The sequence below is a fragment of the Micromonospora sp. NPDC049240 genome (genome assembly GCF_040647835.1).
Classification (GTDB): Bacteria; Actinomycetota; Actinomycetes; order Mycobacteriales; family Micromonosporaceae; genus Micromonospora.
Genome location: NZ_JBEZCX010000015.1, coordinates 14,016 through 34,043, shown reverse-complemented (window position 1 = coordinate 34,043; position 20,028 = coordinate 14,016). Strand labels below are relative to the sequence as shown.

Annotated in this window: 21 protein-coding genes and 1 pseudogene; 16 read left to right on the top strand and 6 right to left on the bottom strand. The window is 73.6% G+C overall.

Features of this window, described 5'->3' with window-relative positions:
* Window positions 1-16: 16 nt before the first annotated feature.
* The 8 genes from AB0B02_RS22730 (at window position 17) to AB0B02_RS22695 (ending at window position 7,233) form a co-directional block, all read left to right on the top strand.
* A complete protein-coding gene (locus tag AB0B02_RS22730) occupies window positions 17-1,498 on the top strand; it encodes a 2-hydroxymuconic semialdehyde dehydrogenase (protein ID WP_357303463.1) in 1,482 nt (493 codons plus the stop codon).
* A gap of 168 nt (window positions 1,499-1,666) precedes the next feature.
* Window positions 1,667-2,464: a fumarylacetoacetate hydrolase family protein gene (locus AB0B02_RS22725; protein ID WP_357303228.1), complete on the top strand. Its 798-nt coding sequence runs from the start codon at window positions 1,667-1,669 to the stop codon at window positions 2,462-2,464.
* Window positions 2,461-3,390 (top strand): acetaldehyde dehydrogenase (acetylating), encoded by a 930-nt coding sequence (locus tag AB0B02_RS22720; protein ID WP_357303225.1) that lies wholly within the window; start codon window positions 2,461-2,463, stop codon window positions 3,388-3,390. Before AB0B02_RS22725 ends, AB0B02_RS22720 begins: the two co-directional genes overlap by 4 nt.
* Window positions 3,387-4,442: a 4-hydroxy-2-oxovalerate aldolase gene (gene dmpG / locus AB0B02_RS22715; RefSeq protein WP_281937349.1), complete on the top strand. Its 1,056-nt coding sequence runs from the start codon at window positions 3,387-3,389 to the stop codon at window positions 4,440-4,442. Before AB0B02_RS22720 ends, dmpG begins: the two co-directional genes overlap by 4 nt.
* The gene (locus AB0B02_RS22710) at window positions 4,439-5,212 is read left to right on the top strand and encodes a 4-oxalocrotonate decarboxylase (protein WP_357303222.1); all 774 of its coding nucleotides are present in this window, start codon (window positions 4,439-4,441) and stop codon (window positions 5,210-5,212) included. The genes dmpG and AB0B02_RS22710 overlap by 4 nt, the downstream gene beginning before the upstream one ends.
* Window positions 5,209-5,634: a RidA family protein gene (locus AB0B02_RS22705; RefSeq protein WP_281937345.1), complete on the top strand. Its 426-nt coding sequence runs from the start codon at window positions 5,209-5,211 to the stop codon at window positions 5,632-5,634. Before AB0B02_RS22710 ends, AB0B02_RS22705 begins: the two co-directional genes overlap by 4 nt.
* A complete protein-coding gene (locus AB0B02_RS22700; RefSeq protein ID WP_281937343.1) occupies window positions 5,627-6,151 on the top strand; it encodes a 3-hydroxyanthranilate 3,4-dioxygenase in 525 nt (174 codons plus the stop codon). The genes AB0B02_RS22705 and AB0B02_RS22700 overlap by 8 nt, the downstream gene beginning before the upstream one ends.
* Window positions 6,151-7,233, top strand: a complete 1,083-nt coding sequence (locus tag AB0B02_RS22695; protein WP_357303217.1) for an amidohydrolase family protein — start codon at window positions 6,151-6,153, stop codon at window positions 7,231-7,233. The genes AB0B02_RS22700 and AB0B02_RS22695 overlap by 1 nt, the downstream gene beginning before the upstream one ends.
* Window positions 7,234-7,265: 32 nt before the next feature.
* Here the strand turns inward: AB0B02_RS22695 and AB0B02_RS22690 are convergent, their stop codons facing one another.
* Complete coding sequence (locus AB0B02_RS22690) at window positions 7,266-8,213, bottom strand: alpha/beta hydrolase (protein ID WP_357303459.1); 948 nt, start codon at window positions 8,211-8,213, stop codon at window positions 7,266-7,268.
* Window positions 8,214-8,404: 191 nt separating this feature from the next.
* On the opposite strand from AB0B02_RS22690, the gene AB0B02_RS22685 reads away from it, so the two are divergent.
* The 3 genes from AB0B02_RS22685 to AB0B02_RS22675 all read left to right on the top strand — a co-directional run bounded on the left by AB0B02_RS22685 (window position 8,405) and on the right by AB0B02_RS22675 (window position 10,626).
* Entirely contained in the window at window positions 8,405-9,868 is a 1,464-nt protein-coding gene (locus AB0B02_RS22685) for an amidase (protein ID WP_281937339.1), read from the top strand.
* 73 nt (window positions 9,869-9,941) lie between these two features.
* Complete coding sequence (locus AB0B02_RS22680) at window positions 9,942-10,226, top strand: hypothetical protein (RefSeq protein ID WP_281938548.1); 285 nt, start codon at window positions 9,942-9,944, stop codon at window positions 10,224-10,226.
* Window positions 10,213-10,626: a DUF5130 family protein gene (locus AB0B02_RS22675; RefSeq protein WP_107155922.1), complete on the top strand. Its 414-nt coding sequence runs from the start codon at window positions 10,213-10,215 to the stop codon at window positions 10,624-10,626. Before AB0B02_RS22680 ends, AB0B02_RS22675 begins: the two co-directional genes overlap by 14 nt.
* Window positions 10,627-10,693: 67 nt before the next feature.
* Here AB0B02_RS22675 and AB0B02_RS22670 read toward each other — a convergent pair whose 3' ends face one another.
* Complete coding sequence (locus AB0B02_RS22670; RefSeq protein WP_281937336.1) at window positions 10,694-11,257, bottom strand: Uma2 family endonuclease; 564 nt, start codon at window positions 11,255-11,257, stop codon at window positions 10,694-10,696.
* 84 nt (window positions 11,258-11,341) lie between these two features.
* Complete coding sequence (gene pepN, locus AB0B02_RS22665; protein ID WP_281937334.1) at window positions 11,342-13,888, bottom strand: aminopeptidase N; 2,547 nt, start codon at window positions 13,886-13,888, stop codon at window positions 11,342-11,344.
* A 230-nt stretch (window positions 13,889-14,118) separates the two neighbouring features.
* Between pepN and AB0B02_RS22660 the strand changes: the two genes are divergently transcribed.
* From AB0B02_RS22660 to AB0B02_RS22645, 4 genes are all read left to right on the top strand, one after another.
* Entirely contained in the window at window positions 14,119-14,742 is a 624-nt protein-coding gene (locus AB0B02_RS22660) for a disulfide bond formation protein DsbA (RefSeq protein ID WP_357303212.1), read from the top strand.
* Window positions 14,743-14,915: 173 nt separating this feature from the next.
* Window positions 14,916-15,260 carry a hypothetical protein gene (locus tag AB0B02_RS22655; protein ID WP_281937331.1) on the top strand — a complete coding sequence of 115 codons (345 nt, stop codon included), beginning with the start codon at window positions 14,916-14,918 and terminating at the stop codon, window positions 15,258-15,260.
* Between the two features lie 128 nt (window positions 15,261-15,388).
* Window positions 15,389-16,588 carry a DUF1015 family protein gene (locus AB0B02_RS22650; RefSeq protein ID WP_281937329.1) on the top strand — a complete coding sequence of 400 codons (1,200 nt, stop codon included), beginning with the start codon at window positions 15,389-15,391 and terminating at the stop codon, window positions 16,586-16,588.
* 76 nt (window positions 16,589-16,664) lie between these two features.
* Entirely contained in the window at window positions 16,665-17,135 is a 471-nt protein-coding gene (locus AB0B02_RS22645) for a ribose-5-phosphate isomerase (RefSeq protein WP_107155917.1), read from the top strand.
* A 37-nt stretch (window positions 17,136-17,172) separates the two neighbouring features.
* On the opposite strand, the pseudogene AB0B02_RS22640 reads toward AB0B02_RS22645, so the two are convergent.
* Window positions 17,173-17,388: pseudogene (locus AB0B02_RS22640) on the bottom strand (hypothetical protein); the annotation flags it as partial.
* Window positions 17,389-17,799: 411 nt separating this feature from the next.
* Window positions 17,800-19,020 carry a GNAT family N-acetyltransferase gene (locus AB0B02_RS22635; RefSeq protein WP_357303206.1) on the bottom strand — a complete coding sequence of 407 codons (1,221 nt, stop codon included), beginning with the start codon at window positions 19,018-19,020 and terminating at the stop codon, window positions 17,800-17,802.
* A gap of 100 nt (window positions 19,021-19,120) precedes the next feature.
* Here AB0B02_RS22635 and AB0B02_RS22630 point away from each other — a divergent pair, with 100 nt between their 5' ends.
* Window positions 19,121-19,660: a hypothetical protein gene (locus AB0B02_RS22630; protein ID WP_281937322.1), complete on the top strand. Its 540-nt coding sequence runs from the start codon at window positions 19,121-19,123 to the stop codon at window positions 19,658-19,660.
* On the opposite strand, the gene AB0B02_RS22625 is transcribed toward AB0B02_RS22630, so the two are convergent.
* The gene (locus AB0B02_RS22625) at window positions 19,647-19,799 is read right to left on the bottom strand and encodes a hypothetical protein (protein WP_357303202.1); all 153 of its coding nucleotides are present in this window, start codon (window positions 19,797-19,799) and stop codon (window positions 19,647-19,649) included. The genes AB0B02_RS22630 and AB0B02_RS22625 overlap by 14 nt on opposite strands.
* Window positions 19,800-20,028: the final 229 nt, after the last annotated feature.

Below are 20,028 nucleotides of genomic sequence, written 5' to 3'. Positions count from 1 at the left end.
CTGGGACCCCCGGCTGATGACCGGGCACGCGCCGGACGGCCCCGGCCTGCTACGCAACTTCGTCGGCGGCGCGTTCGTCGACGCCGGCCCCCGGTTCACCAAGCGCAGCCCGGTCACCGGCGAGCCGGTCTTCGAGGTGGTGGAGGCGTCGGAGTCGGTGGTCGACGACGCGGTGGCCGCCGGCCGGGCCGCGCTGCGCGGCCCGTGGGGCCGGATGGGGGAGCGGGAACGCGCCGAGGTGCTGCGCCGGGTCGCCGACGAGTTGGAGCGCCGCTTCGACGACCTGGTGGCGGCCGAGGTGGCGGACACCGGCAAGGCCATCTCGCAGGCCCGCACGCTGGACATCCCGCGCGGCGCGGCCAACTTCCGGGCGTTCGCCGAGATCGTGGCGACCACGCCGACCGAGTCGTTCACCACGGTCACCCCGACCGGCGGCCGGGCGCTCAACTACGCGGTCCGCAAGCCGGTCGGCGTGGTCGCCGTCATCGTGCCGTGGAACCTGCCGCTGCTGCTGCTCACCTGGAAGGTCGCCCCGGCGCTGGCCTGCGGCAACGCGGTGGTGGTCAAGCCCAGCGAGGAGACGCCGGCGTCGGCCACGCTGCTGGCCGAGGTGATGGCCGCGGCCGGCGTGCCGGACGGCGTGTTCAACCTGGTGCACGGCTTCGGGCCCGGTTCGGCCGGCGAGCACCTGACCCGGCACCCGGGCGTCGACGCGATCACGTTCACCGGTGAGTCGGCCACCGGCAGCGCGATCATGCGGGCCGCGGCCGACGGCGTGAAGGCGGTCAGTTTCGAGCTGGGCGGCAAGAACGCCGGCCTGGTCTTCGCGGACGCCGACCTGGACGCGGCGGTCGCCGGCTCGGTGCGGTCCAGCTTCACCAACGGCGGCCAGGTGTGCCTCTGCACCGAGCGGATCTACGTGCAGCGGCCGGTCTTCGAGGAGTTCACCGCGCGGCTGGCGAAGCGCGCCGACGAGTTGGCGTACGGCTGGCCGGCGGACGAGGCCACGGTGAACATGCCGCTGATCTCGCACGCCCACCGGGACAAGGTGCTCGGCCACTACGCGCTGGCCCGTACCGAGGGCGCCGAGGTGCGCGCGGGCGGCGGCACGCCGCGCTTCGGCGACGGCCGCGACGGCGGGGCGTACGTGCAGCCGACCGTGCTCACCGGCCTCGGGCCGGACGCCCGGACCAACCGCGAGGAGATCTTCGGGCCGGTCGTGCACGTCGCGCCGTTCGACTCCGAGGACGAGGCGTACGCGCTGGCCAACGGCACCGACTACGGCCTGGCGGCGACCGTCTGGACCCGGGACGTGGGCCGGGCGCACCGGGCCGGGGCGCGGCTGGACGCGGGCATCGTCTGGGTCAACACCTGGTTCCTGCGGGACCTGCGCACCCCGTTCGGCGGGGTGAAGGCGTCCGGGGTCGGCCGGGAGGGCGGCGTCCACTCGCTCGACTTCTACTCGGAACTGACGAACGTCTGCGTGGACCTGGCGTGAGCGCGAGGAGTGAGCCGGGTTTGCGAGCCCCGCAGTCGCGAACGAAGGGTGGACCTGCGTGAGCGCGAGGAGTGAGCCGGGTTTGCGAGCCCCGCAGTCGCGAACGAAGGGTGGACCTGCGTGAGTGAGAATGGCCGGCAGCCCGAGGACCGTGAGCGAGGAGCCGACATGACCGTGGACATCGAGGCCGCCAACCGGGAGCTGGCGGTGGCCCGGCAGGAGGGGAAACCCTGCCCGCCGCTGCGCGGCCGGCTGCTGCCGGAGGGCGACGTCGAGGCCGCGTACCAGGCGCAGCAGGTCTACACCCGGCAGCGGCTCGGCAAGGGGCGCCGCCGGGTCGGCGCGAAGATCGGCCTGACCTCGCGGGCGGTGCAGGAGAGCTTCGGCGTCTTCCAGCCCGACTTCGGAATCCTCTTCGACGACATGGCCGTCGGCGACGGTGTGGAGGTGCCGATCGACCGGCTGCTCCAGCCCCGGGTGGAGGCGGAGATCGCGTTCGTGCTCGGCGTCGACCTGCCGGACGAGCGGGTCACCACCGTCGACCTGGTCCGGGCCGTGGACCACGTGCTGCCGGCCATCGAGATCGTCGACTCGCGGATCGCCGGCTGGGACATCTCCATCGTGGACACGATCGCGGACAACGCGTCCAGCGGGCTGTTCGTGCTCGGCACCGCGCCGCGCCGGCTGGCCGACGTGGACCTGCGGCTGTGCGGCATGGTGCTGGAGCACGCCGGGGAGCCGGTCTCGGTCGGCGCGGGCGCGGCCTGCCTCGGCAACCCGCTGCACGCGCTGGCGTGGCTGGCCGGCACGCTGGCCCGCGCCGGTGACCCGCTGAAGGCCGGTGACGTGGTGCTGTCCGGGGCGCTGGGTCCGATGGTGCCGGTCACGCCCGGCGCCGCGTACGAGGCGCGGATCTCCGGGCTCGGCTCGGTGCGGACCTGCTTCTCGAAGGAGACCACCTCATGAGTGTCGGCGTGGCGGTGCTCGGGTCGGGCAACATCGGCACCGACCTGATGATCAAGGTGCTCAGGCTCAGCACCGAACTGCGGATGGTGGCGATGGCCGGCATCGACCCGGCCTCGGACGGGCTGGCGCGGGCCCGCCGGCTCGGCGTGACCACCACCGCCGACGGCGTCGACGGCCTCGTGGCGCTGCCCGGGTTCGCCGACGTGGAGCTGGTCTTCGACGCCACCTCGGCCGGCGCGCACCGCCGCCACGACGAGGTGCTGCGCGCACACGGCCGGACCGTGGTCGACCTGACCCCGGCCGCGCTCGGCCCGTACGTGGTGCCGCCGGTCAACCTCGACGAGCACCTGGCCGAGCCGAACGTCAACATGGTCACCTGCGGCGGGCAGGCCACCGTGCCGATCGTGCACGCGGTCGGCCGGGTCACCCCGGTCGCGTACGGGGAGATCGTCGCGTCGATCGCCTCGAAGTCGGCGGGGCCGGGCACCCGGGCCAACATCGACGAGTTCACCGAGACCACCGCGCGGGCCATCGAGGTGGTCGGCGGCGCCGAACGCGGCAAGGCGATCATCGTGCTGAACCCGGCCGACCCGCCGCTGCTCATGCGGGACACCGTCTACTGCCTCTGCCCGGACGCCGACGCCGACCGGGCCGCGATCGCCGCCTCGGTCGCCGACATGGTGCAGACCGTGCAGGAGTACGTGCCCGGCTACCGGCTCAAGCAGGAGGTGCAGTTCGACCCGGTGGACACGTACGCGCCGGTGCTCGGGCGGCACGTCTCCGGGCTCCAGGTCTCGGTGTTCCTGGAGGTCTCCGGCGCCGGGCACTACCTGCCCGCGTACGCCGGCAACCTGGACATCATGACGTCGGCCGCGCTGCGCACCGCCGAGCGGCTGGTCACGCTCCGGAAGGCGGCTGTGCGATGACCGACCTCTACATCCAGGACGTGACGCTGCGCGACGGCATGCACGCCATCGCCCACCGATACACAGTCGACCAGGTCCGCACCATCGCCGCCGCGCTCGACGCCGCCGGGGTGGCCGCCATCGAGGTCGCGCACGGCGACGGGCTGGCCGGCTCCAGCGTCAACTACGGCCACGGCGCGGCCTCCGACGCGGAGTGGATCTCGGCCGCCGCCGAGGTGCTGACGAACGCCCGGCTCACCACGCTGCTGCTGCCCGGCATCGGCACCATCGCCGACCTGAAGGCGGCGAAGGCGCTCGGCGTGACAAGCGTGCGGATCGCCACCCACTGCACCGAGGCGGACATCTCCGCCCAGCACATCGCCTGGGCCCGGGAGAACGACATGGACGTCGCCGGGTTCCTGATGATGTCGCACCTGAACGACCCGGCCGGGCTGGCCGCCCAGGCCCGGCTCATGGAGTCGTACGGCGCGCACTGCGTCTACGTCACCGACTCCGGCGGCCGGCTGCTGATGTCCGACGTGGCGCAGCGCGTCGACGCGTACCGGCAGGTGCTGGCGCCGGAGACGCAGATCGGCATCCACGCGCACCACAACCTGTCGCTGGGCGTGGCGAACAGCGTGCTGGCGGTCGAGCACGGCCGCGTGCTCGGCGACGGTCCGGTCGGCTCGCCGTCCGGGCGCACCGTGCGGGTGGACGCGTCGCTGGCCGGCATGGGCGCGGGCGCCGGCAACGCCCCGCTGGAGGTGTTCGTGGCGGTCGCCGAGCTGCACGGCTGGAAGCACGGCTGCGACGTGTTCGCGCTGATGGACGCCGCCGACGACCTGGTCCGCCCGTTGCAGGACCGGCCGGTCCAGGTGGACCGGGAGACGCTCTCCCTGGGGTACGCGGGCGTCTACTCCAGCTTCCTGCGCCACGCCGAGCGGGCCTCGGCGAAGTACGGCGTGGACGTGCGCTCGATCCTGGTCGAGCTGGGTCGCCGCCGGATGGTCGGCGGCCAGGAGGACATGATCGTGGACGTGGCACTGGACCTGGCCGGTAAGGAGAACTCATGATCGGGCCGGACGTCGCGGGGATCGCCGAGAAGCTGGGCGCGGCGGCCGACTCCGCCACCGCCATCCCGCAGCTCGCCGCCGAGACCGGCCTCGACGTGGACGCCGCGTACGCGGTGCAGGCCGCGTTGGTGCAGCGCCGCCTCGACCGGGGCGAGCGGCTGGTCGGGCTGAAGATGGGGTTGACCAGCAGGGCCAAGATGGCCCAGGTCGGCGTGGACGAGGTGATCTGGGGCCGGCTCACCGACGTGATGCGGGTGCCGGACGGCGGGACGGTCGACACCGGCGGGTTCATCCACCCCCGGGTCGAGCCGGAGGTGGCGTTCCTGCTGGACCGGCTGCCCGAGCCCGGCGAGCCGGTCGGCTCGTTCACCCGGGCCGTCCGCGCGGTCGCCCCGGCGATCGAGCTGATCGACTCCCGGTACGCGAACTTCACGTTCTCGCTGCCGGACGTGGTCGCGGACAACACCTCGGCCGCCGCGTTCGCGATCGGGCCCTGGTCACCGGTGCCCGACGGGCTGGACAATCTGGGCGTGCTGCTGGAGATCGACGGGCGGGTGGCGCAGGTCGGCTCGACCGCCGCCATCCTCGGTGACCCGCGCCGCGCGCTGGACGAGGGCCTGCGGCTGGCCGGCCGGTACGGTGTGCGGCTGCGCAAGGGCTGGGTGTTCCTGGCCGGCGCGGCCACCGCCGCGGTGCCGCTGCGTCCGGGCGCGCACGTCCGCGCCGTGGTGGAGAAGCTCGGCGCCGCCACCCTGAGGGCCCGCCCATGAGCAGCCGCGTGGTGGCCGGGAAGGCCGTGCCGCGCGGCGCGTTCCCGCACGTCAAGGTGGCGGGCGGGTTCGTCTTCGTCTCCGGTACGTCGTCGCGCCGGCCGGACAACACGTTCGCCGGTGTGTCGGTGGACGAGTTCGGCACCACCGACCTGGACATCCGGGCGCAGACCCGGGCCGTGGTCGAGAACATCCGGGACCTGCTCCGGTCGGTGGGCGCGGAGCTGACCGACCTGGTGCAGGTCACCAGCTACCTGGTCAACATGAACGACTTCGGCGGCTACAACGAGGTGTGGGCGGAGTTCTTCGACGCCGCCGGGCCGACCCGGACCACGGTGGCCGTGCACCAGCTTCCGCACCCGCACCTGCTGATCGAGATGCAGGCCGTCGCCCTACTTCCGTCGGGAGGTTCCCATGAGTGAGATCGCCGAGCCGTTCAGCTTCTCCGGCTGGATCGGCGAGAACCAGCACCTGCTCAAGCCCCCGGTGGGCAACAAGGAGATGCTGCCCGGCAGCGACGACTTCATCGTCATGGTGGTGGGCGGGCCGAACCAGCGCACCGACTTCCACGTCGACCCGTACGAGGAGTTCTTCTACCAGGTCAAGGGCAACATGCACATCAACCTGATGACGCCCGAAGGGCCGCGTACGGTGCACGTGCGCGAGGGTCAGATGTGGATGCTGCCGCGCAACACCCCGCACTCGCCGCAGCGTCCGGAGGCCGGTTCGATCGGCATGGTGATCGAGCGGGTCCGCGAGGAGGGCACGCTGGAGAAGTTCCAGTGGTACTGCGCCGAGTGCAGCAACAAGGTGCACGAGGTCGAGTTGCAGGTGCGCGACATCGCCGCCGACCTGCCCCCGGTCTTCGCCGCGTTCTACGCCGACGAGAAGGCCCGCACCTGCGACAACTGCGGCGCGCTGCACCCGGGCAAGGGCTGATGCCGGTGCCGGTCGTCGACGTGCACACGCACGTCGTACCGAAGGGATGGCCGGACCTCGACGCGGCCTGCGGCGGGTCCGGTTGGCCCTGGTTGCGGGTCGACTCCGAGCGCGCCGCCATGATCATGGTGGGGGAGACGGAGTTCCGGCCGGTCGGCGCGGCGTGCTGGGACGCGCCCACCCGGCTCGCCGACATGACCACCGACGGCGTCGACGTCCAGGTCGTCTCGCCGACCCCGGTCTTCTTCGGCTACGACCGTCCGGCCGACCAGGCGGTCAAGGTGGCCCGGATCTTCAACGACCTCACGCTGGAGGTCACCACCGCCGGTGGCGACCGGCTGGTGCCGTTCTGCCAGGTGCCGTTGCAGGACCCGGACGCCGCCTGTGCCGAGCTGGACCGCTGCCTCGCGGCCGGGCACGCCGGTGTGGAGATCGGCAACCACGTCGGCGACCGGGACCTCGACGACGCCGGCATCGTGGCGTTCCTGACCCACTGCGCCGAGGTCGGCGCGCCGGTCTTCGTGCACCCGTGGGACATGCCCGGCGGGCCCCGCCTGAACCGGTGGATGGCCCGGTGGCTGACCGGCATGCCGGCGGAGACACACCTGTCGGTGCTGGCGTTGATCCTCGGCGGCGTGTTCGACCGGGTGCCGGAGACGCTGCGGATCTGTTTCGCGCACGGCGGCGGCAGCTTCCCGTTCTGGCTGGGCCGCGCCGACAACGCCTGGCACCGCCGCGGCGACCTGGTACGCGGCGCGTCCGCCGCGCCGCCCAGCTCGTACGTCGACCGGTTCAGCGTCGACTCGGTGGTGTTCGAGCCCGCCGCGTTGCGGCTGCTGGTGGACACCATGGGCGTCGACCGGGTGCTGCTCGGCAGCGACTACCCGTACCCGCTGGGGGAGCGGCCGGTCGGGCAGGTCGTGCACCGGTCCGACTTCCTCACCGACGCGCAGCGGACCGCGCTGTTGGGCGGCAACGCCCTGCGCTTCCTCGGCCTCGACCGGCGGACCGCCGTCCGCGAGTTGCTGGCGATCGACCGGGACTGGACAGGGCTCATCGACGACAAGTCCCCATCGCCCTGACGGTCGCCAGCAACCGCGGACGGCCGCGCGGCTCAGGAGTGCGGACAGGTGTCGCGGTACTCCTCGATGGCGCTGCCCCGGGGCGCCGGGCAGAGGAACTGCTCGTAGCGGGTGTCGTCGTCGACGAACCGCTTGAGCCAGGAGATGCTGTACTTCGCGACCGTCACGTTCGGCGAGGTCGGCGCGGAGTGGGTCGCCGCGTTCAGCTCCAGGTACGCCTTGTCCAGGGTGGCCGGCAGGCTGGTGTAGAACGGCTCCGAGTGCGACGACACCGGCGCCACCGTGTCGTTCTCGGCGCCGACGACGAGCGTCGGCACGCGTACCGACGACCAGTTCTTCACGGTGTGCCAACCGGTCAGCGGGATCGCCGCCTGGAGCGTGGGGCGGGTGTTGGCCGCGGACAGGCTGCCGCCGCCGCCCATCGAGTGCCCCATCACCGCGAGCCGGTTGCGGTCGATCCGGGTCCGTACCGCGCTGGTGGTGGTCAGGTAGTCCAGGGCGGCCAGGAGTTGGGTGCCCCGGCTGGCCGGCTGGTCGTAGACGGAGAGCGTGTCGATGGTGATGACCACGAAGCCCTGGGAGGCCAGGCGCGGTCCGAGCCAGGCGACCGAGGACTGGCTGGCGGTGAACCCGGGGGAGACGGCCACCGCGCCGAACGTGCCCTCGGCGGTGCTGGTCGGGTAGTAGATCGTGCCACCCCGGAATCCGCTCACGGCCGACGCGGCGACCGTGGTCTGGGCGATGGCGAACGGACCCCGGGTGGCCTCGATGCTGGCCACCGTGGGCGCGGGACCCCGCTCGTAGGGGTTCGCGGCCAGCGGGGCGACCGGGGCGCCGTCGCGGGCCCCGGCCGGCGCGGCGGGCAGCGCGGTGAGCCCGGCGGCGGCCAGGGCGAGGGCGAGCAGCGGGCGGAGGGTACGCGCGAGACGGCGGCGGTGGGCCGGCCGGCCCCGGGGCGGGGGGTCGTGCGGGGCGGTGATGGGTTGCACGGCATGCTCCTGGCGGTGGTCGGGGTGAACATCGATCGAAGATGACCGATTAATTGATGGTCCGTGCCGCGTCCGTCGCGCGGCAATCCCGATCCGGTCATGCCAGCCGGGTATGGCCGGGCCGCCGCCCGGCCGGACGTGTCGGCCGGCGATCCCGCCACGAAGCGGGCAGGATGGTGGCCATGGCCGAGCCGCACGACCTGACCGCGCTGGAGCAGGCCGCCGCGATCCGCCGGGGCGAACTGTCCAGCCTGGAACTGGTCGAGCACCACCTGCGCCGGGTCGACGCGCTCGGCGACACCGTCGGCGCGTTCGTCACGGTCACCGCCGAGCGCGCCCGAGCCGCCGCGCGGGCCGCCGACGCCGTGCCGACGGACGCGCGCGGGCCGCTGCACGGGGTGCCGACCGCGATCAAGGACCTCACGCTGACCGCCGGCGTCCGGACCACGTTCGGCTCGGCCGCGTTCGCCGACTTCGTCCCGCCCGTCGACGCCGACGTGGTGCGCTTCCTGGCCGGCGCCGGGCTGGTCAGCCTCGGCAAGACCAGCACCTCCGAGCTGGGCTGCTCGCTCTACTCCGAGGGGCGGGTCGCGCCGCCGGCCCGCAACCCGTGGGACCTGGCGTACACCGCGGGTGGATCCAGCGGCGGCGCGGCGGCCGCGGTCGCCGCCGGCCTGGTGCCGGTCGCGCAGGGCTCCGACGGCGGCGGCTCGTTGCGCATCCCGGCCGCGCTCTGCGGCCTGGTCGGCCACAAGCCCAGCCGGGGCCTGGTCTCCGGCGGCCCGCTCGGCTTCGGCGCGTTCGGGCTGCCCACCAACGGCCCGCTCGGCCGCACCGTCGCCGACGTGGCGGCGCTGCTCGACGTGCTGGCGCAACCGGTGCCCGGCGAGCCCTACCTGCCGCCGGCCGCGCCCGCCGGCGGCTACCTCGGCGCCGCCCGCGCCGCCGGGCCCGGCCGGCTGCGGATCGGCCGCTTCACCACCGGGATGCTCGCCGACGAGCCGGTCCACCCCGACTGCGTGGCCGCCGTCGACCGGGCCGCCGCGCTGCTCGCCGACGCCGGCCACGACGTGGTCGAGGTTCCCGCGCCGCTCGGCCCGGAGGCGTGGCCGATGTTCGAGACCGTCTGGTACGCGCTGGCGCTCGCCCCCGTCCCGGCCGGTCGGGAGGACGAGCTGCTGCCGCTGACCCGGTTCCTGCGCGAGCGGGGCGAGGCGATCGGCGCCGCCCGACTGATGGCCGCGCTCGGCGAGCTCCAGGCCCAGGTCCGCCGGGGCGCGCGCCGGACCGCCGGCTGTGACCTGCTGCTCTGCCCCACGCTGACGGCCCCGCAGGCGCCGGTCGGCGCGTTCGCCGCGCTCGACCCGGCAACGGATTTCGACAGGCAGCGGCGTTTCTCGCCGTACTGCGCGGTCTTCAACGTCACCGGCGACCCGTCCGTTTCGCTGCCGGTCGGCCGGACCGCCGAGGGCCTGCCGGTCGGGGTGCTGCTCACCGGCCGGTACGGCGACGACGCCACGCTGATCGCCACTGCCGCGCAACTGGAGCACTGCTGTGGCGGGTGGGATCAGCACCCCGCAATCTGGCGGGCCGTCGACTCCGCTAACGTGAACATCACAAGCGAGGTCGGGCGCGGCCCGTCGTGACCGTCCACCCGACCCGGAACATTCCTGGTCTCTCTTCCGCCTGGGGGCGTTGGGATTGTCTGTTACCGAGACGTTGGTGGTCTTCGTCGGCATCCCGGTCGCCGCGGTGCTGGTGATCGCCGGTCTGGCGGCCGCCGGCAGCCGTGGCCACGGTGGCGGCGTCAAGCGCTACCGGCCGGGTCGGCCCTTCGACTTCACTCCGGTCTGGTTCCTGGGCCGCCCGGAGCAGCTGGCCGACTCGGCCGGCACCGCGCTGACCGCCGGCGCGCAGGCGCCGGCGCTGACCAGCCACAAGCAGGAGCAGGCCGGCCGGGAGGCGCCGGCCGGTGGAACCGGAGGCGCAAGTGACCGTTGGTGAAGCGCGGCCCACGACCGGGACGGGCACCCCGCCCGACGTGCTGGACGGGCCGTTCTCGACCCGACAGCTGCTCCGCATCGACGAGGCGCTCCGCCTGGCCGACCAGGGCACCGGCCTGGTCTTCTCGGTCTACGTGGGCGGCCTCGACGAGCCGATCCGGGAGCACGCCGAACGGCTGCACCGGCAGCTCGCCGAGCCGGACAAGTCGGTGCTGATCGCGGTGTCGCCCAACCAGCGGCAGCTGGAGATCGTCACCGGCAAGTACGCCCGCAAGCGCATCCCGGACACGTACGCGAAGCTGGCCGCGCTCTCCATGGTGGCGTCCTTCGGCGGCGGCGACCTGGCCGGCGGTGTCATCCAGGGCCTCGACCAGCTCGCCAGCCACGCCGGCAAGGGCTGAGCAGCCGACCGCACACACGACGAAGCCCGGCCCGCGCGTCACGCGTGGGCCGGGCTTTCTCGTGGGCTCAGCGGGGCCAGGCGGAGGGGTCCAGCCGCATCGGCCACGGCTCGTCGATCTCCACGGGGTCGTCGGGCCCGATGGTGCCGAGCGAGTCGTAGTGGACGCCCTTGGTCAGTTGGTAGCGATAGATGACCGGCCCGAATTCACCCCGCTCCACCCGCCAGTAGTGCTGGATGCCGGCCTCGGCGTAGACGGACGGCTTGGTGAAGCGGTCGTGCCGCCGACTGCTCGGCGACTCCACCTCCACCACCAGCGCCACGTCGGCCGCGTGCAGCCACAGGCCGTCGCGCGGCGCATTCGGCTTGACCACGCTGATGTCCGGAATGAGATTGCTGCCAGGCGCGCGGAGACCGGCTTCCCGGATGACCCGCCATCCTTCAGGCGCAGTGAGACGTAACGCCATGCGCAGATCGTCCGCCAGCTCCTGGTGGGCGAACCCCGGAGGTGGAGTCACGTGGAGGCTCCCGTCGATGATCTCGTAGCGGTTCCCGTCCTCGGGCAGGCTGAACAGATCCTGCTCCCGCCAGTCGCGCTCGGGCGGCCGCCACTCGTAGATCGGCTGTGCCATCACGTCCACCTCCTCCGTACACGATAAAGGGCCGGGGCCGGCGCGGGCTCCCGCCCACGCCGGCCCCGGCCGTCGTATCCCTGCTCAGGCGCTGCGGGCGTCCCGCTCGCGGGCCTTCAACGCACGGACCACGCCGTCGCGGCCCTCGGCCACCAGCCGGCGCAGCGACGCCGGCCGGCCGTCGCGGGCCAGCCACGCGTCGGTGGCCGCGACAGTGTCCTCGTCGACCAGGTACGCCGGGTAGGCGAGCTGCACGAACTCCTGCGCCGGCTCGCTGTCCCGCTGGGCCCACACCTGGTCGACGACGGCGAAGTAGCGCTCCCGGTAGGGCGCGGTCAGCTCCACCTGCGCCGGGTGGGTCAAGCCCTGCAACAGCGCGCGGTTGCGCCAGTTGGGCAGCGCGTCCGGGCCGGTGAGCTGCGCCCACACGGCGGCCTTGTTCGCCTCGGTCGGCACCAGCGCGTACGCGTACGCGGCCTCCCGCTCGCCGCTGGCGGTACGGTCGCTCGCCAGCTCGGCCTCCACCTCGGCGACCCCGGCCGCGCCGTTGGCGACAAGCGACTGGAGCACGGTCCACCGCAGCTCGGTGTCGACGGTCAGACCGGCCGGCACCCCGCTGCCGTCCAGCCAGCCGCGCAGCGTCGCCAGGTCCTCGCCGGAGCGGGCCGACGAGGCGTACGCCCGGGCCCAGGCGAGCTGGAAGCCGCTGCCCGGCTCCGCCGCGGCCAGCGCGGTCCGCGCGGTCCGGGCCAGGTCGGCCCAGCCGGTCGGCGCCCACTCCGGGTCGGCGTAGAACGTGAGCGCGGTGGACGCCTGCCGCAGCGTGGCGGTCACCAGGTTGATGTCGGTCTCGGCGGTCAGCCCGGCCAGCACCAGCGCCACGTAGTCGCGCGCCGACAGCTCGGCGTCCCGGGTCATGTCCCAGGCGGCCGTCCAGCACAGCGCCCGGGCCAGCGACGAGTCGAAACCGGCGATGTGCTGCACCACTGTCGACATGGACCGCTCGTCCAGCCGCAGCTTGGTGTAGGTGAGGTCCTCGTCGTTGAGCAGCAGCACGTCGGCCGCGGGCTTGCCGTGCAGCGCGGACAGCTCGGTCAGCTCGCCGGTCACGTCCACCTCGACCAGCTCGCGCCGGACCAGCCGGCCGTCGGTCAGGTCGTAGAGGCCCACCCCGATCCGGTGGGTACGCAGCGTCGGGTGCCCGGCCGGCGCCTCCTGCCGCACCACCACCCGCTCGTACGCACCGTCGGCGCCGATGGCCACGTCCGGGCGCAGCGTGTTGACCTGCGCGGTCTCCAACCACTGGGCGGCGAACTTGCGCAGCTCCCGGCCGGAGGCCGCCTCCAGCTCGGAGAGCAGGTCGTCGAAGGTGGCGTTGCCCCAGGCGTGCTTGCCGAAGTAGGCCCGCAGGCCGGCCAGGAACGGCTCCTCGCCCACGTACGCGACGAGCTGCTTGAGCACGCTGGCGCCCTTGGCGTACGTGATGCCGTCGAAGTTGACCTCGACCGCCTCCAGGTCCGGCATCTCGCAGTAGACCGGGTGGGTGGAGGAGAGCTGGTCCTGCCGGTAGCCCCAGTTCTTCCGGATCGACAGGAACGTCGTCCAGGCGTCGGTGAAGCGGGTGGCGTGGGTGTTGCACCAGTGGCTGGCCCACTCGGCGAACGACTCGTTCAGCCACAGGTCGTTCCACCAGCGCATGGTGACCAGGTCACCGAACCACATGTGTGCCAACTCGTGCAGGATCGTGTTGGCGCGCTGCTCGTACTCGAAGTCGGTGACCTGCGAGCGGAAGATGTAGTGCGACTCGGCGTGCGTGACGCAGCCGAAGTTCTCCATCGCGCCGGCGTTGAAGTCCGGCACCCAGAGCTGGTCGTACTTGGGCAGCGGATAGCGCACGCCGAACTTCTCCTGGAAGAAGTCGAAGCCCTGCGTGGTGATCAGGTGCAGGTCGTCCGCGTCGAGGTGGGGCGCCATGCTGGCCCGGCAGAAGTAGCCCATGTCGATGCCGTCGTGGGTGTGGCGCACCTCGTGGTACGGCCCGGCGCACAGCGCGGTGATGTAGGTGCTCATCCGCTCGGAGCGGGCGAAGTGCAGCGTCTTCATGCCCTCGTCGGCGGCCTCCTCGCGGGCCACCGGCATGTTCGACACGACCTTCCAGTGGTCCGGGACGGTGGCGTGCCAGGTGTAGACGCTCTTCAGGTCGGGCTGGTCGAAGCAGGCGAAGACCCGCTGCGCGTCGGCGGTCTCGAACTGGCTGTACAGGTAGGTCTCGCCGTCGACCGGGTCGACGGTGCGGTGCAGGCCCTGACCGCTGTTCGAGTAACCGAAGTCGGCGTCGACCACGAGGACGTTCTCGGCGGCCAGGCCGGTCAGCGTGAGACCCCGCTCGGCGGACCAGTCGGACAGGTCGACCGGCTCACCGTTCAGCGTGGCCGACCGCACCGTGTCGGCGGCGGCCTCGATGAACGTGGTCGCCCCCGGTTCGGCGCAGCGGAACCGGACCTCGGTCACCGAGCGGAACGTGCGGCCGGTGGGCTGCACGGCGGTCGACAGGTCGAGGCTGATGTCGTACCCGGTCACCTCGAGCAGGCGGGCCCGCTCGATCGCCTCGACCTGGGTCAGGTTGCGCACTCCCGGCACTGTTCGTCTCCATCCCAGTCGTCTCGCCGCGCCCCGCGGCACCGGCCTCCCCGTCCGCTCGTGACGGGCGGTCCGAAACCGAGTCTTCCATGCAGACGCCCCATTCGGCGGCCGAGGTCAGGCTCTCATTCGGGTGCGTGTCGATGCGGTGCGGGGTGAGACTCGACAGGAGAAGGCGCCGGAAGGCCGGCGCGGGGGGGAATACGCGAAGGGACGATACCGTGACCGAACGTATCACCGCGGACATGTGGTTCGACCCGCTCTGTCCGTGGGCCTGGATCACCTCCCGCTGGCTGCTCGAGGTCGAGCAGGTCCGGGACGTGGACATCCGGTTCCACGTGATGAGCCTGTCCGTGCTCAACGAAGGCCGGGACCTGCCCGAGGAGTACCAGGACATCATGCGCAAGGGCTGGGGTCCGGTACGGGTGTGCATCGCCGTCGAGCAGGCGCACGGCGCCGAGAAGCTGGCGAAGCTCTACACCGCCATGGGCACCCGGATCCATCTCGGCCGGCAGGACCTGGACCGGGACATGCTGGTCGGCGCGCTCACCGAGGTCGGGCTGGACCCGGCGCTCGCCGACGCCGCCGAGTCGACGCAGTACGACGACGCGTTGCGGGCCAGCCACGAGGCCGGCATGCGTCCGGTCGGCACCGAGGTCGGCACCCCCGTGGTGCACGCGCCCGGTCCGGACGGCGGTCAGGTCGCGTTCTTCGGCCCGGTGATCACGCCGGCGCCGAAGGGCGAGGCCGCCGGCCGGCTCTGGGACGGCGTGCTGCTGGTGAGCGCCACCCCCGGCTTCTACGAACTCAAGCGCACCCGTACCCAGCCCCCCATCTTCGACTGAGGTGCAAGGAGGGGCCCCCGCTTAACGCCTCCGGTATAGGCGGGGGCCCTTACTGACACCGTGCCGAGCCCCGCGCCGCCCGTCACCGGGCCGGTGCGGGGCTCGTTTCACCGGGTGTCCCAGCCGGCGGCCCGCTTCTGGCCGCACCACGGCAGCTCCTGGAGGCGTTCTGAATGGGTAAGCACCGCCGCCTGTCCGACGACGCGACGCAGCCGGCGACCGAGGATTCCGGTGCGACGTACTGGTCGGTGGCCGAAGGCGACTGGCCCGCCGGGCCGGCCGGGCTGGCCGACCTGCTGGCCCCGCCGATCGTGGTCGGGGTGGCCCGGGTGGTGGCCACCTCGCGGATCACCCCGCCCGAGGCGGACCGCCCCGCCCGTGTCCCGACCCGGTTCGGCCCCGCCGCCCCGCCGGCCCTCGCCGGGGCGACGACGGTACGCCTCAACGCCGGCTCCCGCCCGTCCACGCCACCCCGTCGACCGGTCGGTCCCGGCCGCCACCGTGACCCCGTCGCCTGAGCCGCCCGGCCGTTGAGAAGGGGCCCCACCTCTACCTCAGGCGTTAATCGGGGGCCCCTCCTTTCACCTGGTGGAAGGGGGCGAGTCCGGCGGCGGGGTCGGAACGGGCGCGGGTAGCGTCAGCGGACATGACGGTCGTGCATCCGATCGCCCGGGCCTGGATCACCACTGGCGGCACCGGCGCGCAGAACTACGACGAGTTCGCCGACGACGCGGAGATCACCGCCATCGTCGAGGCGAATCCGCACAGTGCCCTGGGCATCGAGATGCCCCACCGGGCGCCGGGCAGCCTGGGGAAGTCCTTCCTCGACGCGCTCCCGGACGCGGTGTCCCGCCTCGCCGAGGCCAAGGCGGACGGCAGCTACACCCCGGCCGAGCAGGTGGTGGTGCTCTACCGGATCAGCGCGCCGGGGGAGGAGAACGCGTACGGGCTGTGGGCCATGGTCGACACCGACCAGATCTCCACCCGCGCCGACGAGCCGGGCCTGGTGATCCGCAACGAGGACGTGTTCATCGCCAAGGTGCGGGAGCGCGTCGCGCTGGCGGAGGCCGTCGGCCACCTGCTCTCACCCGTACTCCTGCTTCAGACCGGACGCGGCGACGAGCTGCACGCGGCGCTCGCGGCGGCGACCGAGACGGCCGGCGCGCCCGCCGCGACCGACGTCGACCAGTCCGGCCGGACGCACGCGATCTGGCTGGTCGGCCCCGGCCCCGCGCAGGACGAGCTGACCGCGCTGGCCGGTGGCGGCGAGCTGGTGGTCGCGGACGGCAACCACCGCAGCCTGGCCGCGCAGACCGGCGGCTTCCCGCGCTTCCTCGCGGTGGTCACCACGCCCGCGTCGGTCGCCATCCAGCCCTACAACCGGCTGGTCAGCGAGCTGACCACCACCCCGGACGAGCTGCTCGACCGGCTCCGCGCCGCCGGCGCCGAGGTCACCGAGGCCGCCGGCCCGGTCGGCGTCCCGGCCACCGGCGGCGTCGTGCACCTGCACCTCGCCGGCCGGGGGTACGCGGTGGCGCTGCCGCACGTCGGCGCCGGCCGGCTGGAGAACCTCGACCACGCGCTCGTCGAGCGGCTGCTGCTGCGCGACGCGCTGGGCCTCGACCCGGGCGACAAGCGGATCACGTACGTGGGCGGCGACTACCCGGCGAGCTGGCTCACCGGTGAGGTCGACGCCGGCCGGGCCGAGCTGGCCGTGCTGGTGGCGCCGGTGACCGTGGACGACTTCGTCGCGGTCAACCTGGCCCGGGAGAAGATGCCGCGCAAGAGCACCTGGTTCACCCCGAAGGCGCGGGCCGGCCTGGTCGTCGCCGAGCTGCCCCGCTGAGCACCCGTGTGACGAATCCGCCTCCGGGTCGCCGCCCGCGCGTCGGCCCGGGGGCGGGCCTGTCAGACTGCGCGGTATGCGCGTCTATCTGGGATCCGACCACGCCGGTTTCGAGCTGAAGGTGCACCTGGCCAACCACTTGGCCAAGCAGGGCTACGAGGTGGTGGACGTGGGTCCGCACGCCTTCGACCCGGACGACGACTACCCGGCGTTCTGCCTGCACACCGGCGACCGGGTGGTCGGCGACCCGGGCAGCCTCGGCGTGGTGATCGGCGGGTCCGGCAACGGCGAGCAGATCGCCGCGAACAAGGTGGCCGGCGTCCGGGCGGCGCTCGCCTGGAACATCGACACCGCGCAGCTGTCCCGGGAGCACAACGACGCCAACGTCGTCGCGATCGGCGCGCGACAGCACACGCTGGACGAGGCAACCGCCCTGGTCGAGGCGTTCCTGACCACGGCGTTCTCCGGCAATCCCCGGCACAGCCGGCGCATCGCCCAGGTGGCCGACTACGAGCAGAGCCGCCGGCTGCCCGAGCTGCCGGCCTGACGCGTCCGGCCGGGCCCGGCGCGGCCCGGCGTGGTGGTCAGCGTCCGCCGCGCGGCAGGTCCTCGCGGGGCACCCAGTTGCGGCGCACCAGCACCACCCGTGCCTCGGCCGCGGCGAGGTCGTCCTCGCTGGGGCGGGCGGCGTCCCGGGCCCGCAGCGCGGCGGTGACGCTCACCTGCGACGACCCCGAGCCGACGAGACCGCGTAGCCCCCGTTCGCCGTCGTCGGCGGACGGGGCGCCGCGACGCCCGCGAGGCTCCGACGACTCCAGCTCGGCGCGTCTGACGCCGCGCGGCGCCCTGGAGCCGTCGTCCGACGATTCCGGCTCGGCGCGTCTGACGCCGCGCGGCGCCCTGGAGCCGTCGTCCGACGATTCCGGCTCGGCGCGTCTGACGCCACGTGGCGGTCGGGGGGCGACATCGTCGTCGACCGCGGCCGTGGCCGCGCTCGTCTCCCCGGCCGCCGACGGCTCGGTCGCCTCGCCGTGATGCCGCAGTCGCCGCCGCCGCCGCTCCGCCTCACCCACCCCCCGACCGTACCGCCCAACCGCGCCGCCCACCGGCCTCGTCCGTCCGCGTCGGACGATCATGAAGTTGGCGGGGACGATCCGGACACACCGCACCGCCAACCTCATGATCGTCGACGAGGGGCGGGACCGGATGGGTCAGAAGTTCTCCATCGGGGACGGGGCACGGTGCCAGGTGAAGGCGGGGGTGGCGGCGGCCAACGTGTTCGGGAGCAGTTCGCGGACCCGGCCGGCGGCGGCCAGCGCAGCCGGCGTGGTGCCGCTCAGCAGAAGTTCGCCGAGCGCGCGGACGTCGCAGGCCACCCCGGCCGGCGAGGTGGTGGCCGAGCACTCGGCGCCGGCCGGCCCGCCGACCAGCCGCCACCGGCCGGTGTTCTCCGGCAGCAGATCGTCGGTGACCTCGATCACCACGTCCACGTCGGTGGCGTACCGGCGGGCGGCGAGCGCGGCCGGCACGTCCACCACCCGCACCCAGAGCGCGTCGGCGAGCTGCGGGGCCAGTTGGCGCGGCTCGTCCACCAGGCGCAGCAGCGGCTCGTCCACGGCGGCGGTCGGGAACGACAGCCGCCGGGTCAGGTCGACCGAGAGCAGCAGCCGCCACAGCGCCAGCGACGCCTCCGGGGTGACGGCCACCACCTCGCCGACCTGCACCTCGCCCCGGGGGACGTCGCCGACCCAGTCCTCCTTCGTCCGGTAGAGCGCATAGCCGTCGAGCCCGTCCGGCCCGTGGTGCAACAGCACCCGGCGCTCCGTGGCGCCGCCCCGGCGTCCCTTCGCGTCCAACAGCACGTACGCCCACCAGCGCTCGTCCCGTCGGGACCAGCCGGGGCGGTCGGCGCGCGCCCGCTCGTACAGTCGGGCCAACTCGTCGGTGTGCGGGGCCGGCCGGTCCAGGCGCAGCGTGCCCTCGGCGGGCGTCGGGGCGGGCAGCCGCAGCCCGGTGGTGTCCGCGGTCAGCATCAGCCGCTGCGCCGCCGAGCCGTAGCCGAAGCGGGGATAGATGCGGCCCTCGCTGGCCCAGAGCACCGCGACCGGCTCCCGCCCGGCGTCGCGGATCTCGCGCAACTGCCGCCGCATCAGGCCGGTGAGCAGGCCGCGACGGCGATGCGTCGGGGCGACCGCCACCATGCTCACGTGCGCGGCCGGCACGCTCCCGCCCGGTACGGCCAGGTCGCGGCTGAACGCGCCGGCGTGCGCGACCGCCGTCCCGCCGTCGCGGATCAGCAGGGAACGTTCCGGCTCGAAGATCGGGCGCTCGACCTCCTGCACCTCGGGGTCGGTGTCGCCGTGGAAGCAGAGCGCCAGGAAGGCGGCGATCTCGTCGAAGTCGTCGGCCCGGGGCACCACCGCGTCGGTCATCGCCCGTGTCTACCCCATCGCCGCCGGGGTCGGCACCCTATTTGCCGGGTGGCTACCCTCGACAGCGGAGGCGGACGTCGGTCGAGGGGGAGGACGAAGCATGGCGGACCAGACACAGCCGTGGGCGGAGCGCACCGTGGAGGTGCCGCCCCAGCCGGGGGTGGTGCCCTCCCAGCGGGACGCGTTCCAGCGCGGGGTGGCGGCGGTCGGCCGGCCGCGTACGCCCCGGACGGAACAGTTCCCCACCGTCGAGCACGGGGCGTCCGGCGACTGGGCCGACGCCTCGACGCCCCGCCGGTCGATGAGCTGGCACCTCGCCCAGGCCCGCCGGGGCGGGGAGTGGAGCGCGGCGGGCGCCCTGTTCACGTTCGTCTGTTGGGGCATCTGGGCGATCTCCGGCCGGGGCAACCTGGTCGCCCCGCTGCTCACGTTCGTGCTCAGCCTGCTCACCGCCGTCGGCCTGTTCGCGCTGGCCCGGCTGCTCGGCCGGCTGATCCTGGAGCGGCAGCTCGGCCGGGTGCGCCGCAGCGCGCGGGGCGCGCACATGATCACCGCGCTGTTCCTGGCCGGCGTCGGGGTGGCCTACCTCCAGCAGACCGAGTGGGTGGTCTCGGCCTGGAACTGGGTCACCGGCAACTGACGTCCGGGACGCGCGGGTCGGTCGGCTTCGGTGCCGCCGCCCGCGCGTCGTTCGTCGAGGTGTCCTCGCCGCCGCAGGCGGTGAGCGCCGTGACCGCGACGCAGGCCAGGAGAACAGGGAGGATGCGCACCGGTTTCACGTGAGCGCACGCTGGTCGGTGCCGGTTCCATGATCGACGAGGATGCGCGGGCGCTCGCCGCGGGCGGGCGACGCTGCCGCCGCCCGCCCGGGCCCCGGTCGCGGTACGCCGCGACGCCGGCCGTCACTCCACCAGGACGGCGCTCGCATTACCCCGCGCCGCCCGGTTCATCCGTCGCCCGTTGGGCTGAGGGCTCACTGCTCCTCGGCGTCGGCCTTCGGTGAGGCGA

Excerpts from the sequence above, each read along its gene's own strand:
- AB0B02_RS22730 (WP_357303463.1), top strand. The coding sequence starts at position 17 with ATGACCGGGCACGCGCCGGACGGCCCCGGCCTGCTACGCAACTTCGTC.
- AB0B02_RS22725 (WP_357303228.1), top strand. The coding sequence starts at position 1,667 with ATGACCGTGGACATCGAGGCCGCCAACCGGGAGCTGGCGGTGGCCCGG.
- AB0B02_RS22720 (WP_357303225.1), top strand. The coding sequence starts at position 2,461 with ATGAGTGTCGGCGTGGCGGTGCTCGGGTCGGGCAACATCGGCACCGAC.
- dmpG (WP_281937349.1), top strand. The coding sequence starts at position 3,387 with ATGACCGACCTCTACATCCAGGACGTGACGCTGCGCGACGGCATGCAC.
- AB0B02_RS22710 (WP_357303222.1), top strand. The coding sequence starts at position 4,439 with ATGATCGGGCCGGACGTCGCGGGGATCGCCGAGAAGCTGGGCGCGGCG.
- AB0B02_RS22705 (WP_281937345.1), top strand. The coding sequence starts at position 5,209 with ATGAGCAGCCGCGTGGTGGCCGGGAAGGCCGTGCCGCGCGGCGCGTTC.
- AB0B02_RS22700 (WP_281937343.1), top strand. The coding sequence starts at position 5,627 with ATGAGTGAGATCGCCGAGCCGTTCAGCTTCTCCGGCTGGATCGGCGAG.
- AB0B02_RS22695 (WP_357303217.1), top strand. The coding sequence starts at position 6,151 with ATGCCGGTGCCGGTCGTCGACGTGCACACGCACGTCGTACCGAAGGGA.
- AB0B02_RS22685 (WP_281937339.1), top strand. The coding sequence starts at position 8,405 with ATGGCCGAGCCGCACGACCTGACCGCGCTGGAGCAGGCCGCCGCGATC.
- AB0B02_RS22670 (WP_281937336.1), bottom strand. The coding sequence starts at position 11,257 with ATGGCACAGCCGATCTACGAGTGGCGGCCGCCCGAGCGCGACTGGCGG.
- AB0B02_RS22655 (WP_281937331.1), top strand. The coding sequence starts at position 14,916 with ATGGGTAAGCACCGCCGCCTGTCCGACGACGCGACGCAGCCGGCGACC.
- AB0B02_RS22650 (WP_281937329.1), top strand. The coding sequence starts at position 15,389 with ATGACGGTCGTGCATCCGATCGCCCGGGCCTGGATCACCACTGGCGGC.
- AB0B02_RS22645 (WP_107155917.1), top strand. The coding sequence starts at position 16,665 with ATGCGCGTCTATCTGGGATCCGACCACGCCGGTTTCGAGCTGAAGGTG.
- AB0B02_RS22635 (WP_357303206.1), bottom strand. The coding sequence starts at position 19,020 with ATGACCGACGCGGTGGTGCCCCGGGCCGACGACTTCGACGAGATCGCC.
- AB0B02_RS22630 (WP_281937322.1), top strand. The coding sequence starts at position 19,121 with ATGGCGGACCAGACACAGCCGTGGGCGGAGCGCACCGTGGAGGTGCCG.